Below are 16494 nucleotides of genomic sequence, written 5' to 3'. Positions count from 1 at the left end.
TTTGGGCAATATTTTGCAATATCGTATATAAACAATGAGTATACGTATAACACAGATAGGAAGGGTGCTGTGACCGATAATAAGCCATTCGATATTAAAGCTGTAGCTAAAGCAGTAAAAGAAGGTATTGCTAGCGTTACAGCTGCTCAAACTATGGAAGAGCTGAAGGCTGTTAAAACTAAGTATGCTGGTGCGCAGTCAGTGATGACTGTTGCAAGCAAAGCAATTGGTTCTTTGCTTGCAGATCAAAAGAAGGAAGTTGGCAAGGTAATGTCAACTTTGCGAGCTGATTTTGGTCGAGCTTTTGCAGAAGCTACAGAGCGAATTAAAGCTGTTGAAGAAGCTAACATGCTTTCTGCAGAAACTGTAGATATGACTCTTCCAATTAATCGTAAGCCTTTAGGTGCTCGTCATCCTATTGCTCGTATTATTGAAGATTTTGAAGACTTCTTTGTATCTATGGGTTGGCAGATTTCTGCAGGTCCAGAAGTTGAAACTGAATGGTTTGATTTCGATGCATTGAACTTTGGTCCGGATCATCCTGCGCGTCAAATGCAAGATACTTTCTACGTTCAGGGCAATCAAGCTAAGGACGCTGCAGGCTTTGTTGGTTCAAATATGGTTTTGCGCACGCAAACTTCTTCTGATCAAGTACGTGCGTTAATTGAGCGTGGAGTTCCTCTGTATATTGCTTCTCCTGGTAGAGTGTTCCGCACTGATGAACTGGATGCAACTCATACTCCAGTTTTCCATCAATGTGAAGCTTTGGCTGTAGATAAGCATTTAACAATGGCTGATTTAAAGGGTGTTCTAGATCGTTTAGCTGTTGCAATGTTTGGTCCAGATGCAAAGAGCCGCTTGCGACCAAGCTACTTCCCATTTACTGAGCCTAGTGCTGAGCTGGATCTTTGGTTCCCGGATAAAAAGGGCGGTCCAGGCTGGATTGAATGGGGTGGCTGTGGAATGGTTAACCCTAATGTGTTGAAGTCTGCAGGTTTAGATCCACAAGTGTATACCGGTTTTGCTTTTGGTGTTGGCTTGGAGAGGACTCTGCTTCTTCGCCATGATATTAACGATATGCATGATTTGGTTGAAGGCGATAAGCGCTTCAGTGAACAGTTTGTAATGGGGGAGTAAAACTCATGCCAATGGTAGATATTGACTGGCTCAAAGATCATGTTGAAGTGCCAGAAGGTTTAACTTACGAACAGCTTGCTAAAGATTTAGTTCGTGTTGGTTTAGAGGAAGAAGAAATTCATACTTCTCAAGTTACCGGTCCAATTGTTGTCGGTTACGTAGTTGACGCTACTCCTGAACCGCAGAAAAATGGCAAAACTATTAATTGGTGCCATGTTGATGTTGGAGATAAATACAACGATGTTGACGAGAACGGCAAGAAAGTTCCTCGTGGCATTGTTTGCGGTGCTCCTAATATGGCTGCCGGTGAAAAGGTTGTAGTCACACTTCCTGGTGCCGTGCTTCCTGGCGATTTCAAGATTGAGCCTCGCAAAACTTACGGTCATATTTCTGACGGTATGTGTGCTTCAGAGCGTGAGCTTGGTTTAGGAGATAGCCACAATGGCATTATTTTGTTGCGTGAATATGGCTTCTCTAAGGCTGAATATGATGAGTTGAAGCCTGGCGACGATGTAATGGAGTTGTTGCATCTTAATAAGCCGATTTTGGAGATTAACATAACGCCTGATCGTGGATATGCTTTCTCTTATCGTGGTGTCGCTCGCGAATATCATCATTCAACTGGTGCTGTTTATACGGATCCTGTTTCAAAGTTGAATGAGCAGGTATCGCAAATTAATGATGAAGGTCACAAGACTTCAGATATTGACGTGAGTATTGAAGACACTAATCCAATTCATGGTGTACCTGGTTGTGATCGATATTATGCGCGTGCTGTACACGGTTTTGACTCCACTTGTGCAAGCCCGCGTTGGATGCAGCGTCGTTTAACGCGTGCAGGTATGCGCAGTATCTCTCTTGCTGTTGATATCACTAATTATGTCATGCTTGATTTGGGTCAACCTCTTCATGCTTATGATTTAGACAAAATTGAAGGTCCAATTGTAGTTCGTCGTGCACATGAGGGCGAACATCTTACGACTTTGGATGGCAAAGATCATGAATTGCATGTTGAGGATTTAGTTATTTGCGATTCTCCTCGTGGAAACCATGGTTCACGCGTGCTTGGCTTAGCAGGTGTTATGGGCGGCATGTATGGCGAAGTTACGAGTGAAACGAAAAATATTTTGATTGAGGCAGCTCACTTTGATCCCGTTTCAATTGCTCGTACTGCTCGTCGTCATAAGATTCCTTCTGAGGCTTCTCGTCGTTTTGAGCGTGGCGTTGATACTCAATTGCAGCCAGCAGCTGCACAAATGGCTGCAAATCTTTTGGAACAGTTTGGTGGAGCTAAGACATCTACGTCGCCGTGTGATGTCAATAATACTCAGTCGCGAAATGTGATTGTGTTCAAAGCTAATGAAGTGCAGCGAGTTGCCGGTTTGGATGTTGATTTGAATCGCATTAGCGATATTCTTACCGATATCGGTTGCTCTGTTGCTGGTGGTGGCAATGGGTCCTTCTCCGTTCTTCCTCCAACTTGGCGTCCTGATTTGAATGAGCCTTGCGATCTAGTAGAAGAAATTGCTCGACTTATTGGATACGATGAGATTCCTGTTAAGGTTCCTGCTGTTCCTGTTACTGGTCGAACTGGCTTAACTGCGCAACAGCAAACTAGACGAGCTATTGCTTATGAGTTAGCGGAAACTGGTTTTGTTGAATCTTTAAGCTATCCATTTGTTGGTGAGGAAGATATTAAAGCTTTCCGTCAAAATGTGGACGAAGTTGCTGAAGTAAGTGTTCGTATTGCTAATCCTTTAGCTGGAGACAGGCCTTGGCTTCGTCGTTCTGTTTTGATGACTTTGGCTGGTACTGTTCGACGCAATCTTCATCGTGGTTTAACAGATATTTCCATGTATGAGCTTGGTCATGTGTACTTTAGCGATCCAAATGCTCCTGCAATTCCTGCATTACCTGGTTCTGTTAGACCTTCTAATGCTGAGCTTGCTGCGTTGGATGCTGGATTACCGGAACAACCTTTGCATGTTGCTGCTTTGCTAACTGGTCATGCTGAAGAAACTGGTTGGCTTGGTACTCATAGAGATGTTGATTGGAGCGATGCTGTTGAAGCACTCCAGCGAGTTGGTAAGAGAATTGGTGTTAAGTTCATTCTCGAACAGTTTAAAGCTCAAGATGCTCCATCTTCTTGGCATCCTGGTCGTAGTGCTCAAGTTTGTGTTCTTGCTGAAGATGGTTCAAGCGTCAATCTCGGTGTTGTTGGCGAGTTACATCCGCATGTTTGCGAAGCATTAGATTTACCTAAGCATTCTGCAGCATTCGAGCTTGATTTAACTGAATTGTTTAAGAATATGCTTATGAAGCCTGTTCAAGCTAAACCAATTTCGACTTTCCCTCCTGTAAAGCAAGATTTTGCTTTCACTGCACCAATTGAGTTGAAAGCGAATGAATTGCAGTCTGCTATTGAAAAGTCTGCTGGAGATTTGCTTGAATCTGTTGAGCTGTTCGACGTGTATGAGGGTGAGCAGCTTGGAGAAGGCTTACGTTCTCTTGCTTATTCCGTAACGTTCCGAGCAAATGATAGAACACTTTCTGGCGAAGAGATGGAAGAAGTTCGTAAGAAGATTACGGATGCTGCTGAAGTCTTGCACGCAACTTTGCGAGTGTAAAATATAATATATTTTAGTTAATGCGATTGTGCATACGCTCTAATAATAGTATGCATAATCGCATTTATTGTATTATTGACTCTTTTTCTTTTTATGTAAAGTAACATCTATTTTTTAAATAAAATATAGCGTTTTCATGCATAATAGATATGTGTGAGGAAGAACACATAAATAATTTTTTTATGCATGTAGATATGTATACACATATTCGTATATATTTAATTGGAAATATGTTTATGAAAGGTTTTGATAAAACTATGATGAATCCAGAAACGGATGCAGAATCAAATAACGAAGTGTCAATAAAACAGCAACGTCCTGCAACAAAAGCAGCTCGTTTAAATGCTATTGAACAAGCGTTACTGGCAGAAGTGATTACTTCTCAATCTCAACTCGCTAAAGTGTTGGCGCGTCATGGTTTTAATGTTACTCAAGCTACTTTGAGCCGAGATTTAGATGAGTTAAATGCAGTTAAAATTCGATTGACGGATGGTAGGATTGCGTATGTGCTTGGCGATGGTACTGGCAATCGTCATGCTATGGATACTGTGCGAATTGATCAGCAAGTTGCTCGCACTTTAGCAGGTCTTGTCACTGAAGTTGGACATGCAAATAATATTGTTGTTATTCACACTCCATCAGGTGCTGCACAATACGTTGCAAGTGTTATAGATCGTCAGCCTTTGAAAGGTATTTTAGGATCAGTTGCTGGAGATGATACAGTTATTATGGTTTGCGTTTCAAATGAAGAAGCTGAAAATCGAGCAAATTGGATGCTTTCAGTAGCTTCTCGTTAAATAATCTATTAAGAAGTATTGTGTTTATTTAAATAAGAGTTGTATTAAATAAGAGTTGTATTAAAAAATAATTTTGCAGTAGAAGAGAAGATTTATACGCGTGCAGTGCATTGTTGAGCTGCACGCGTTTTTATATGCATAACTATAATCGATATATTTTTTGTATTTTGTAATAATTCTCCGAAGATTATAAAAATATAATAATTTTTTGGCGCGTCTGTTGATTTTATTTTATATGTATAATATGCTTTTTATTGTTTATTTATTCAATATATGACCTGGGAGGTCACAATGACTAATAAAAAACGTATTGTCTTGGCGTATTCAGGTGGCCTCGATACTTCGGTAGCAATTCCATACCTTAAAGAGCAAACAGGTCAAGACGTTGTAGCTGTGTCGCTAAATGTTGGTCAAGGCGGTGAAGCGCTTGAAGTAATTAAAAATCGTGCTTTGGCTTGTGGTGCAGTTGAAGCATATGTTGTCGATGCTCGCGAAGAATTCGCAGATAATTATTGCATGCTTGCATTAAAAGCTAACGCAATGTATGAAGACGTGTATCCATTGGTTTCTGCTCTTTCTAGGCCTTTGATTACTCGCCACTTAGTTAATGCAGCTCATCAATTTGATGCAGATACAATTGCTCATGGTTGCACTGGCAAAGGAAACGATCAGGTTCGTTTTGAAGTTGCAATCCAATCTTTGGATCCAGAATTAAAAGCTATTAGCCCAATTCGAGACTTGTCACTTACTCGTGATGTTGAAATAGAGTTCGCTAACGAGCACAAGCTTCCAATTGAACAGAGCAAGAAAAGCCCATATTCGATCGACCAAAACGTGTGGGGTCGTGCAATTGAAACCGGTTTCCTAGAAGATCCATGGAATGCTCCGACTGAAGAGTGCTATTCTTATACGCAAAATCCTCTTGAATCTCAAGAACCGGATGAAGTTACAATTACTTTTGAAAAAGGTGTTCCAGTCGCAATTGACGGTCATAGCGTAACGCCTTTGCAAGCAATTGAAGAAATGAATGCAAGAGCTGGAGCGCAAGGAATTGGACGAATCGATATTATTGAAGATCGTCTTGTAGGAATTAAATCTCGTGAATTGTACGAAGTTCCAGGTGCTCAAGCTTTAATTGTTGCACACCAAGAGCTTGAAAATTGCTGCCTGGAGCGTGAACAGCACAGGTTAAAGCGTGCTCTTGATAAAAAGTGGGCTGAATTTGTCTATGACGGTCAGTGGTTCTCTCCAGTTGTGCGTTCTCTTAACGCATTTATTAATGAAACTCAAGAGCATGTTTCTGGAGAAATTCGAATGACTATGTATGCTGGCAAAGCTGTAGTTACTGGACGCCGTTCTGAGGAATCATTGTATGACTTTAATTTAGCTACGTATGATTCTTCGGATACATTTGATCAGCGTGCTTCCAATGGATTCATTGAAATCTACGGATTGTCTAGCAAGGTTGCAGCAGCAAGAGATATGCGCGTTGCAAACAACAACTAATACGATATATATAAAAAAGATATAAAGGTAATAAACTATGCACGATGCAACAAAAGCAGCAGCCGCAGAACTAGAAAATAATGAAACTAATAATACTAATCACCCTATTGCATTGTGGGGTGGACGATTTAGTTCAGGCCCTTCAGCAGAGCTAGCGAAACTAAGCAAGTCCACACAATTTGATTGGAGATTAGCGGATGATGATATTGCTGGTTCTAGAGCTCATGCGCATGCGTTGCATCGTGCAGGTCTTCTTAACGAAAAAGAGTATGCTGATTTATCTTGTGCATTAGATGAATTGCAAAAGCGTGTAGATGACGGAACTTTCGCACCCATTGAGGAAGATGAAGATGAAGCTACAGCATTAGAGCGCGGTTTACTTGAAATTGCTGGAAATGATCTTGGTGGAAAGCTTCGTGCAGGTCGATCTAGGAATGATCAAATTGCAGCTTTAATACGTATGTTTTTGCGTAGGCATGCGCGCGTTATTGCATCATTATTGTTGTCAGTTTGCCAAGCGTTGCTGAATCAATCAAAAAATGCAAAAGACGCAGTGATGCCGGGTCGCACTCACATGCAACACGCTCAACCAATTTTGCTTGCGCATCAGTTAATGGCACATGTTTGGCCGCTTTTACGAGATGTAAATCGCTTCATAGATTGGGATTTGCGTGCAGATGAAAGCCCTTATGGGGCAGGAGCTTTGGCAGGCAATACTCTTGGTCTTAATCCAGAAGAAGTAGCTAAAGAGCTTGGTTTTTCTAAAGTTTGCGCTAATTCTATAGACGCAACTGCAAGTAGAGACTTAGTCGCAGAATTTTCATTCATCGCAGCAATGGTTGGCGTTGATATATCACGATTAAGTGAAGAAATTATTATTTGGAATACTCAAGAATTTGCATTTGTTCGTTTAGATGATGCTTATTCAACTGGTTCATCGATTATGCCTCAAAAAAAGAATCCAGATATTGCGGAACTTGCTCGCGGTAAAGCTGGTAGATTAATAGGCGATTTAACTGGTTTAATGGCAACTCTTAAAGGTCTTCCTACTGCTTATGCTCGCGATTTGCAAGAAGATAAAGAAGCTGTTTTTGATCAAATTGACACTTTAGAAGTGCTTCTTCCAGCTTTTGCTGGAATGGTAGAAACTATGAAATTTGATCTAAATAGACTTTATGAACAGTCTTCTACTGGTTTCGCTCTTGCTACAGACATTGCAGAATGGCTTGTAAAAAAGGGTGTTCCATTCCGTAATGCTCATACTTTGTCTGGTTTGTGTGTAAAGCGAGCTGAGGAAATTGGGGGAGATCTTGCTGATTTAAGCGATGATGATTTTTCAAATATTATAAGCGGTTTTGTTGATAGCGCAGAAATTGCGGATATTAGAACAATATTGACTAGTGCTGGATCTGTGTCTGCCAGATGCGGTCGTGGCGGTACAGCCTTTGTTCGAGTTAAAGAGCAAATTTTAGAGGCTGAAAACGCAATGGATAATTATTATAAATTTGCAAATTCAAAAAGCGATGGTTCTGCTTATATCTCGCCTATAAAATAATTTTAAAAATTAGATTATTAGCTGTTACGCTATAGTGCCAAGTATCGTACTTTATGATATTTGGCACTTTTTATTATGCGTGTCGTCATGTGCTGCAAAAATTGAAAGGCTTGTGGACGCGCAAAGCGCCCGATATTTATCGGTATTCTGTATTAAGGAGATACGAATGGCTCAGGTCAGGAACTACAAGGAAGCAGGTTTTGCTTCTTTGTTTGAAGAGCTTAAGTGGCGTGGATTAATTTCACAATCTACTGATGAGCAGCAACTTGCTCAAGCGCTTGACGGAGAACCATTAACGTATTATTGCGGTTACGATCCTACTGCTGCTTCATTGCATATTGGTAATCTTGTGCAGCTTATTAATATGCGTCACTTGCAGGCTGCAGGTCATCATCCTATTGCTTTAGTTGGTGGTGCCACTGGTTTGATTGGTGATCCTCGTCAAAGCGGAGAACGCACTCTTAATTCTAAGGATATTGTGGCTGGCTGGGCTGAACGCTTGCGTAAGCAGATTGGTCGAATTTTGCCTCTTGATGGTGAAAATCCTGTTCGTTTTGTCAGCAATTACGACTGGGTTTCTAAGATGTCTGCTATCGACTTCTTGCGTGATGTTGGTAAGAATTTCCGTGTTGGCACAATGCTTTCTAAGGATATTGTGGCTCGCCGCTTAAATTCTGACGAAGGTATTTCTTTTGCTGAGTTTAGTTATCAAGTTTTGCAAGGCAACGACTTTTTGTACTTGTTTGATAATTACAACGTAACTTTGCAACTTGGCGGTTCGGATCAGTGGGGTAATCTCACTTCCGGCATGGATTTGATTCGTAAGGTTCGCGGCGCATCAGTAAACGTGTTTACTAGCCCAATTATTACAGATAATCAAGGTCGTAAGTTTGGCAAGTCAGAAGGTAACGCCATGTGGCTTGATCCTTCTATGCTTAGCCCTTATCGCTTCTACCAGTTCTGGTTCAATCAGCCTGATGATGAAGTTGTTAAGTTGCTTAAGGTGTTCACTTTCTTGCCAAAAGATGAAATTGAGCGTTTAGCTCAGCAAATTCAGGATGATCCTGGAAGTCGTGAAGCTCAGCGCGTACTTGCGTGGGAAGTTACAAGTTTCGTTCACGGTGAAGATTTAACGAACCAGGCTATTGAAGCTTCTTCCGCTTTGTTTGGACGTGGTGATCTTTGCAATATTGATGAGCAGACTCTTGAAGCTGCTTTAGATGGCGTTAAGGTTAAGGCTGAAGACGGTAGTTTAGATTTCGCTAAGGCTAAAGTTGCAGATCGTGTTGTTGAGGCTGCAGTTGCCGCAGGTCTGTTCCGCACTGTTTCCGAAGCTCGTCGCGCTATTGAAGCAGGCGGTTTGTATCTGAATAATGAACGTGTAAGTGGTGTCGACGATGTGTTAAGTGAGGGCTCTTTCTTGCACGGTCGTTTCGCTTTGCTTCGCCGCGGCAAGAAAGCTATCGGTGCCGTAGAGCGCGCTTAATAAATGTTTGTGATTTATTAAAAAATACATCTGTTGTAAGCTTGCTGCTTGATGTATGCTATAGCTTGCTTACAGCAGATGTTTAGTTGTTTTATGAATATAATTAAAATGTGATTTTGTAATAAAATTGCACATAGATGAGAGGTATGCCAGAATGGGCGAAGAACGCGAACACTCGCGGAGTGGTAAGAAATCTTTTGGTGAACGTGGCGGATTTGGTCATCGCAATGGTGGTAAAAGTAGCGAGCGTCGCGGCGGTTTCCATAAAGATGGTTTCCATAAAGGCGGTTTTAAGAAGGGTGGTTTCCGCCGTAATGATGATGACCGTGAAGAGAGCTTCCACTCTGGCGTAAAGCGTGATGGTGATCGTCGTTTTAACCGTCATGACGATCGTAAAGATGACCGTCGCGGTGGTTTTAAGAAGAATGGTTTTAAGAAGGACGGATTCCGCTCAGAGAATCGCGATAATGATCGTCGCTTTGATCGTAACCGTCATTTTGATCGTGTAGATGATCGTCGTGATGACCGTCGCTCTAGAGATTTTGAACATTCTGGTGAAGAAGGTGGCAACCCACGCTACAAGAAGTTTGATGGTGAGCATCGTTTTAACCATCGTGACGATCGCAGGGATAATCGTCGTGAGAACCATCGCAATGGCGATTTCCATAAAGATTTCCATAAAGGCTCTAAGGGTGGCTTCCGTGATGACCGCAGAGACGATCGTCGCGATGAGCGCAGAGATAATGAGCGTCGTTTTGATCGTCGTGACAATCGCAGAGATGACCGCAGATACGATCGTCGCACAAATTCGCGTAGTAACTTCCGTTTTGAAGATGGTCCACGCCGCAATTCTGACGGAACTGTTTCTTATCCATCTCAAAATCCTTATACAGCACGTCGCCCTGGTGAGCCTAAGATGCCAAAAGGTTTGGAATGGGCAATGCTTTCTAAAGAAGATCGCGAGCGTTTGCGCGGTCTTTCAAAGGAGCATGCTGAAAATATTGGTCTTCATATTCTTGCGGCCTATACTTTGCAAGAAGAAAATCCTGAACTTGCATTAGAACATGCAAAGTGGGCTGCTAAGCAAGCATCTCGTATTGATTTTGCTCGCGAAACTTTAGCTTTTGTGGCCTATCGTCAGGGCGATTACAAGCTTGCTTCTAAGGAATTCCGCACTGCAATGCGAATGAATGGTTACCTCGATTATTTGCCATTTATTGCCGATTGCGAGCGCGGTATGGGAAATCTAGATAAGGCTTTAGAAATTTGCATGTCAGATGAAGCAAAAACCTTAAGAGGAGAAGTAAAAGCCGAAATGTTCCTCGTTTATGCAGGTGTTTTGGCTGATACTGGTCATGCTGATAAGGCTATTGAATTGGTTCATGCAATGGGTCGTTCAAAGGGTCTTCCTGGGGAGTATCGTATGCGTGCAGTTCAAGCAGAACAATACTTCTTGGAAGAAGCCGGTCGTAGTGACGAAGCAATTGAATTAGAGTCTTTGCTTGATAAGCTTGAGCAACAGTATGCTGATGTTGATGACGAAGATATAAATCCTGATGATATTGTTATCGACTATGATTTAGAGCATTTGAATGATGACATGATGGATGAAATTGGCATGAGTGAAGATGATGCTCAATTTGCTCCTGATGAAGATACTGATGAAGAATCTGATGCAACTGAAGATTCTGAAGATTCTGAAGATTTAGAAGAGTCAGAAGAAACAAGTAACTCTGAGAATGCGGATAATACGGATACTATCGAGATGAGTGCTGTTCACTCTGACGAAGAGTAGTTCGTAACATTTGGATATTTGCGCCCGGCTGCTTTTAAGTAAGCCGGGCACTTGCTGCTTTAAGAGTTGATATTTATAAAATAGGCTTAATAAAATTTGAATCTAAATTAAGTGCAGTGATTAGCAAACTTAAATGAGGTATAGTATGCAAGTTGAAACGAAAAAGAATTTTTCTTCATGTAATCGTCCGTTAAGCGATGCATTTCGTTTAGCACTGCTTGATTTAGATGGTGTTGTATATCGTGGTGGAAATGCTGTTGAATATGCGTCTGATTCCATTTTGTTTGCGCAAAAAAATGGAATGGCAATTGAATACACAACTAATAATTCTTCGCGTTTCCAATCTGTTGTTGCAAAACAACTGGAAAGTTTTGGCTTAAAAGTAGAACCATGGCAGATTATAACGTCTTCTGTTGTTGCAGCAAGAATGGTAGCTCGCAATGTTGAGAAAGGATCTAAAGTTCTTGTTCTCGGCGCTGAACATTTGCGTCAAGAAGTGCAACGCGTAGGATTACAACTCGTAGATTCGTGCGAAGATAATCCTAAAGCTGTTATTCAAGGCTGGTATCCTCAAATGACATGGCAAGAAATGGCGGAAGTTTCTTTCGCTGTTGAGCATGGTGCAAAATATTTCGTTACTAACCGCGACTTAACTATTCCAAGAGAGCATGGTATTGCTCCTGGATGCGGTTCCATGATTCAAGCTGTTATTAATGCTACGGGTGTAGAGCCTATTTCGTCTGCTGGAAAACCAGAATCTGCAATGTATGATGAAGCAAGGTTTTTGGTTGCTGCTAATGCTAAGCATGATGATTCTGAATGTGAAGAATACACTGAAAAAGACGAGTATGGGAATCCTGTAATTAGTATTGAGCATTCATTAGCAGTTGGAGATCGTTTAGATACTGATATTGAGGCTGGAACAAGAGGAGGCTATGCTTCATTACTTGTTCTTACTGGAGTTACAGATCCTCGCATGCTTATGCTTGCGCCAAAACATTTGCGTCCAAGTTTTGTTTCTAAAGACTTGCGAGGATTAAACGAATCTCATAACGCTCCTGAACGAGTTAACGGTAGTACTTTTACTTGTGAAGATGCTATAGCAAGAGTTGTGAATAATAATATTATTGAAGTTAATAACACTAACGATTGCAATGCTTTAAGAGCTGCTTGCGCGCTGGCATGGAGCTTGCAAGATTGCGGTGAAAATATGGAAAATTATACTCTTCCGGAGTTTTCCTTATGACTGTGAATGAGGATTTAAGTAAACTTTCAAATAGCAATATTTCACAACGCTTAGATTGCGCTTTGGTTAATCGTGGTTTAGCAGAAAGTAGGACAACTGCTCAGCGTTTAATTCGTGCTGGCGTAGTGAATGTTGACAATCGAAATATTACGAAATCCTCATTTTTAGTAAACGATTCACATACAATAACAATCGACGAATCAAAAAATACGCAATCTTGTATTAGATACGTTTCTCGTGGAGCACTTAAGTTAGAAGGTGCTTTCGAAGCGTTTTCTAAAAATGGTTTAACTACTTCCAAATCAACTAAAGCTCTAGATATAGGTGCATCAACAGGCGGTTTTTGCGACGTTCTTTTGCAAAGAGGTGTTAATTCTGTAATAGCTTTAGATGTTGGTCATGGTCAATTGCATCCAAAAATAGCTAACAATTCACATGTAATTGAAATGAGTGGCGTAAATATTCGAGATGTGTACGAAGAGAACTTGCCATATAAGCCAAATCTTATAGTTTCGGACGTTTCTTTTATTTCTCTAACGCTTGTTATTCCAGTAATTTCTAGAATAGCTCAATTGCATGCAGATATTGTGCTTTTAGTTAAGCCGCAATTTGAAGTAGGAAAAGGAAACCTTGGAAAAGGTGGAATAGTAACTGACGAAACTTTAAGAATTAAAGCTTTAGAAACAATAAAAAGTTGTGCAAACCAAAACGGTCTAAAGGTTATCTCCTCTTGCGAATCTCCTATTGAAGGAACGCATGGCAATACGGAGTACCTTCTTTATGCACGTTACGAGAAATAAATTAATCATTGAATGTTTAGCATTTTTCAATATGTATCCTAACAATTACAATAGTAGTAGTTGTGTTTAAACAGTACGAAGGGGCTGTATATGCAGGAACATTTCGATACTAATTCCGCTTCGTCGGCTCGTCGTGCTCTTGTAGTTACTCACGCTAGGATCGATGTTCATAGTGATGTGGTAAATCAAGTCAAGACTCAACTTATTAAAGCTGGATTCGTTGTTGACGTATTCAACAGTGCTTCTGTGTCTGATTTTGCTAAAAAAACTACTCGTATAGTTGACGAAAATACGGAAATAGTTGTGGTGCTTGGGGGAGATGGCACCATGCTTCAGGCTGCTGAGTTAGTGCATTGTACTACTGTTCCAATTATCGGCATAAATCTTGGTCATGTTGGTTTTTTGGCAGAATTTGAAAGTTTTCAAATTAATGATGCTATTCGTAGGATTGCAAACAAGGATTACACTATTGACAGGAGAATGGAAGCTCATGTAGATGTGTGGCTTCCTGGCGAAAGTGAGCCTTTAAGTGATTGGGCGTTGAACGATATAACTCTTGATCGCGAAGATAGAGGTCGAATGGTAGAACTTTCAATACGAGTAGACGATGTTGAAATGTCATCTTTTGGTTGCGATGGTGTAATAGTTTCAACTCCTACTGGTTCTACAGCTTACGCATTTTCAGCAGGTGGATCAATTATGTGGCCAAATGTAGAAGCATTGCAATTAGTGCCATTAGCTGCTCATGCTCTTTTTGCGCGTCCTCTAATTATTGGTGCTGGTTCTACTTTTACTATTGACATTCTTAATGAATCGTCTTCTGGCGGTTGGATTTGTTGCGACGGTAGAAGACAGCGTGCGCTCCCTCAAGGATCAAGGATTCAAGTTCGTCAATCAAAAGATGAGCTATTATTAGCTAGACTTTCTGGCGCTCCTTTTACGAAGCGTTTAGTTACAAAATTTGATTTGCCAATAGTTGGATGGCGTGAGCACAATAATAATTCTTTAAAATGAATTATTTAAGTAGAAAATAATATTAAATATAGCATTTATAAAACGAGGTACAGCGTGCTTGAAGAGTTAGAAATACGTAATCTTGGGCCAATTTCACATGCGCTTATTACTCCTTCGTCTCACATGACAGCTATTACGGGCGAAACAGGTGCTGGAAAGTCAATGCTTTTAAGTGCTATCAAGCTTATTTCTGGATCGAAAGCAGAAGTTGCAAGGATTTCTCCAAATGCTAAAGAAGCATGGGTTCAAGGCATATTTAGTATTCCTAAAACAAGTGAATTAGTAGATGCTGTTGGCAAATCCGGTATTGAATTAGAGCCTTCAGAAAATGACGAAAATAAATCAGATATGTATGTTTCTCGAACAGTACCACAAGAAGGTCGTTCAAGAGCAACAATTTCTGGTTTCGCAGTACCAAAAACAGTTCTTGAACAAGTATGCTCTCGATTGATAGTGATTCATGGACAAAGTGACCAATTACGCATAGCAACAAATTCAAAACAACGCGAATTGCTTGATACTGTATCTAAAAATAGTGAATTACTTAAGCAATACACATGTGCGTATCAAGCGTGGAAAGATGCTAAAGAAACATGTAATCGACTAGAAAATCAAGCGTCTTCTTCACGCCAACGTGCAGATTACCTTAGAGAATCATTAGCGCGAATACGAGATGTGAATCCTCTCCCTAATGAAGATAAGGAATTGCGTGCAAAAAGAGAAAGAATTGAGAATTCTGCTCAAATTGTCAAAGCAGTGAGCATTGCGCTCGCATCCCTTGATTCCAGTCAAATAGATTATGGTGCTTCAGAATCATCTGAAGATGCTTGTTTTCTTGTAGATAAAGCTTCTCAAGCATTACGAAATATTCGTGTAGATGATTCTTTCAATTCTATTGCAAATCAACTTGACGATATTCATGCTCAGCTTGACGATATCGTAATGCAGCTTGCTCAACAGTTGGATATCGATGTAAGTGAAAAAGATTTAGATGATTTAAATTCTCGTATTCATGATCTTACTGAACTTACTCGCCGCTGGGGTCCTACACTTGACGACGTTTTAGACTGGTCCGAAAAAGCTCAGTTTGAACTTGAAGATTTAGATGATTCTCCTGAAGCTATTGCCAAAGCGCGTGCTAAATGTGCTCAACGATATGATGATGCTCTTAAACTTGCTGAAGAGTTATATAAAACTCGTTTAAATGCAGCTCATGATTTTGGTACTTTAGTTAGTGAAGAATTAAACTCTTTGGCTATGCCAGGTGCTCAATTAATTATCAGTGTAAATAAGCGTTGCGAAGATTTATCTGGTTCTATTTCGCTTGATGCTAACGGATGTGATGATGTAGAGTTTTTGTTCCGACCATTTCCTGCTTCTTCAGATTTGCCTATGAGCAAAAGTGCTTCTGGCGGTGAATTAAGTAGGCTTATGCTTGCAATTGAGCTTGTTGTTGCGAAGTTGACAGATTGCGACGAAGATAATATGACATTTATTTTCGACGAAGTAGATTCTGGTGTTGGTGGTGTTGCGGCAGTAGAGCTAGGTAAACGTTTGGCTCAACTTTCTAAACATGCTCAAGTTATTGTTGTTACTCATTTAGCTCAGGTTGCTTCTTTTGCAGATGCACAATTTGCAGTACAAAAAAATCTTGTTGAAAATGGCGATAATAGCGAGAATAGCTCTTTTGCTAAAGTTGCAAATACTTCTGTTATTGAGCTTAATGATTTGTTGCGTGAGCAAGAGATTGCTAGGATGCTTGATGGAAGTGAATCAAAAACTTCATTAGAACATGCTCGTGAACTATTGAGTGCAAGTAGGAAGATCATTGATGGATTTACAAAATAATTCGTCTATTGTTGCAGCGATTTTTGATTTTGACGGCACGTTACTTGATTCTTTAAGCGTTTGGGACGATATTGATCGAGTAAGTTTTGCGAAACGTGGTATGAGCGTTCCCTCAATCTTTGCTAGTACAACTGCAACAATGAATCCTAGACAAATTGCGGAATATGTTATTAAAAATTACGGGTTCACTGATTCTCCTGAAGATTTGATGAAGGAGTGGTCAGATATGGCTTTTGACGCTTATGCTAATCATCTTCCACTAAGAAAAGGCGCGTATGAATATGTGCATTATTTGCATTCTAATGGTGTAAAGCTTTTTCTTGTTACAACTCTTTCTAAACGCTTGTGTATTCCAGCTTTAAAAAGAGTTGGTATTTTTGATTGTTTTGATTTTCTTCATTTTGGAGAAGATTTATCTGAAAAAGGTAAGCATAGTCCTAAAACTTATACCGATATTGCTAATCAACTTAAAGTAGATCCAGCTGAATGCGTAGTTTTTGAAGATTCTGCTGCAGCTTTATGTTCAGCTCAGCAAGCTGGTATGCAAACATGCGGGATAGTTGATAATTCAAACGTAAAAATTGATTTAGATTCGTCGTTTAATAAGTGCTTAGCAGTATTTTCTGATTTTTCTTTCGCTCCAAAAATCAGCGATATAAGTTGAAAATATGCTATTTGGTTGA

12 protein-coding genes are annotated in these 16494 nt (G+C 40.3%); all 12 read left to right on the top strand.

Features of this window, described 5'->3' with window-relative positions; translation table 11 throughout:
- Window positions 1–69: 69 nt before the first annotated feature.
- The 12 genes from pheS to HXT34_RS03110 all read left to right on the top strand — a co-directional run bounded on the left by pheS (window position 70) and on the right by HXT34_RS03110 (window position 16475).
- Window positions 70–1137, top strand: a complete 1068-nt coding sequence (gene pheS / locus HXT34_RS03165) for a phenylalanine--tRNA ligase subunit alpha (RefSeq protein ID WP_421784362.1) — start codon at window positions 70–72, stop codon at window positions 1135–1137.
- Window positions 1138–1142: 5 nt separating this feature from the next.
- Window positions 1143–3764 (top strand): phenylalanine--tRNA ligase subunit beta, encoded by a 2622-nt coding sequence (pheT, locus tag HXT34_RS03160; protein WP_421784361.1) that lies wholly within the window; start codon window positions 1143–1145, stop codon window positions 3762–3764.
- Window positions 3765–4021: 257 nt separating this feature from the next.
- The gene (locus HXT34_RS03155) at window positions 4022–4561 is read left to right on the top strand and encodes an arginine repressor (RefSeq protein ID WP_032842537.1); all 540 of its coding nucleotides are present in this window, start codon (window positions 4022–4024) and stop codon (window positions 4559–4561) included.
- Window positions 4562–4852: 291 nt separating this feature from the next.
- Window positions 4853–6067, top strand: coding sequence for an argininosuccinate synthase (locus HXT34_RS03150; protein ID WP_076002803.1), 1215 nt, complete (start codon window positions 4853–4855; stop codon window positions 6065–6067).
- A gap of 37 nt (window positions 6068–6104) precedes the next feature.
- Window positions 6105–7622, top strand: a complete 1518-nt coding sequence (gene argH, locus HXT34_RS03145; RefSeq protein WP_415687312.1) for an argininosuccinate lyase — start codon at window positions 6105–6107, stop codon at window positions 7620–7622.
- Between the two features lie 166 nt (window positions 7623–7788).
- On the top strand, window positions 7789–9108 hold the full coding sequence (gene tyrS / locus HXT34_RS03140) for a tyrosine--tRNA ligase (protein ID WP_004119411.1): 1320 nt from the start codon (window positions 7789–7791) through the stop codon (window positions 9106–9108).
- A 154-nt stretch (window positions 9109–9262) separates the two neighbouring features.
- Window positions 9263–10903 carry a hypothetical protein gene (locus tag HXT34_RS03135; protein WP_421784360.1) on the top strand — a complete coding sequence of 547 codons (1641 nt, stop codon included), beginning with the start codon at window positions 9263–9265 and terminating at the stop codon, window positions 10901–10903.
- Window positions 10904–11048: 145 nt separating this feature from the next.
- Window positions 11049–12149 carry an HAD-IIA family hydrolase gene (locus HXT34_RS03130; protein WP_012914105.1) on the top strand — a complete coding sequence of 367 codons (1101 nt, stop codon included), beginning with the start codon at window positions 11049–11051 and terminating at the stop codon, window positions 12147–12149.
- Window positions 12146–12949 carry a TlyA family RNA methyltransferase gene (locus tag HXT34_RS03125; RefSeq protein ID WP_415687307.1) on the top strand — a complete coding sequence of 268 codons (804 nt, stop codon included), beginning with the start codon at window positions 12146–12148 and terminating at the stop codon, window positions 12947–12949. The genes HXT34_RS03130 and HXT34_RS03125 overlap by 4 nt, the downstream gene beginning before the upstream one ends.
- Before the next feature lie 90 nt (window positions 12950–13039).
- Entirely contained in the window at window positions 13040–13963 is a 924-nt protein-coding gene (locus HXT34_RS03120; RefSeq protein WP_419399301.1) for an NAD kinase, read from the top strand.
- Between the two features lie 54 nt (window positions 13964–14017).
- On the top strand, window positions 14018–15811 hold the full coding sequence (gene recN, locus HXT34_RS03115) for a DNA repair protein RecN (protein ID WP_421784359.1): 1794 nt from the start codon (window positions 14018–14020) through the stop codon (window positions 15809–15811).
- The gene (locus HXT34_RS03110) at window positions 15795–16475 is read left to right on the top strand and encodes an HAD family hydrolase (protein ID WP_421784358.1); all 681 of its coding nucleotides are present in this window, start codon (window positions 15795–15797) and stop codon (window positions 16473–16475) included. The genes recN and HXT34_RS03110 overlap by 17 nt, the downstream gene beginning before the upstream one ends.
- The last annotated feature ends 19 nt before the right edge of the window (window positions 16476–16494 follow it).

The sequence above is a fragment of the Gardnerella sp. DNF00983 genome, assembly GCF_049244265.1.
GTDB classification, from domain to species: domain Bacteria; phylum Actinomycetota; class Actinomycetes; order Actinomycetales; family Bifidobacteriaceae; genus Bifidobacterium; species Bifidobacterium vaginale_J.
Note: the sequence above shows the minus strand (reverse complement) of the source record. Positions and strands in the feature narration are given on the sequence as shown.

Coding starts and splice junctions, on each gene's coding strand:
- pheT (WP_421784361.1), top strand. CDS start 1,143: ATGCCAATGGTAGATATTGACTGGCTCAAAGATCATGTTGAAGTGCCA.
- tyrS (WP_004119411.1), top strand. CDS start 7,789: ATGGCTCAGGTCAGGAACTACAAGGAAGCAGGTTTTGCTTCTTTGTTT.
- HXT34_RS03150 (WP_076002803.1), top strand. CDS start 4,853: ATGACTAATAAAAAACGTATTGTCTTGGCGTATTCAGGTGGCCTCGAT.
- HXT34_RS03120 (WP_419399301.1), top strand. CDS start 13,040: ATGCAGGAACATTTCGATACTAATTCCGCTTCGTCGGCTCGTCGTGCT.
- HXT34_RS03125 (WP_415687307.1), top strand. CDS start 12,146: ATGACTGTGAATGAGGATTTAAGTAAACTTTCAAATAGCAATATTTCA.
- HXT34_RS03110 (WP_421784358.1), top strand. CDS start 15,795: ATGGATTTACAAAATAATTCGTCTATTGTTGCAGCGATTTTTGATTTT.
- argH (WP_415687312.1), top strand. CDS start 6,105: ATGCACGATGCAACAAAAGCAGCAGCCGCAGAACTAGAAAATAATGAA.
- HXT34_RS03130 (WP_012914105.1), top strand. CDS start 11,049: ATGCAAGTTGAAACGAAAAAGAATTTTTCTTCATGTAATCGTCCGTTA.
- HXT34_RS03135 (WP_421784360.1), top strand. CDS start 9,263: ATGGGCGAAGAACGCGAACACTCGCGGAGTGGTAAGAAATCTTTTGGT.
- HXT34_RS03155 (WP_032842537.1), top strand. CDS start 4,022: ATGATGAATCCAGAAACGGATGCAGAATCAAATAACGAAGTGTCAATA.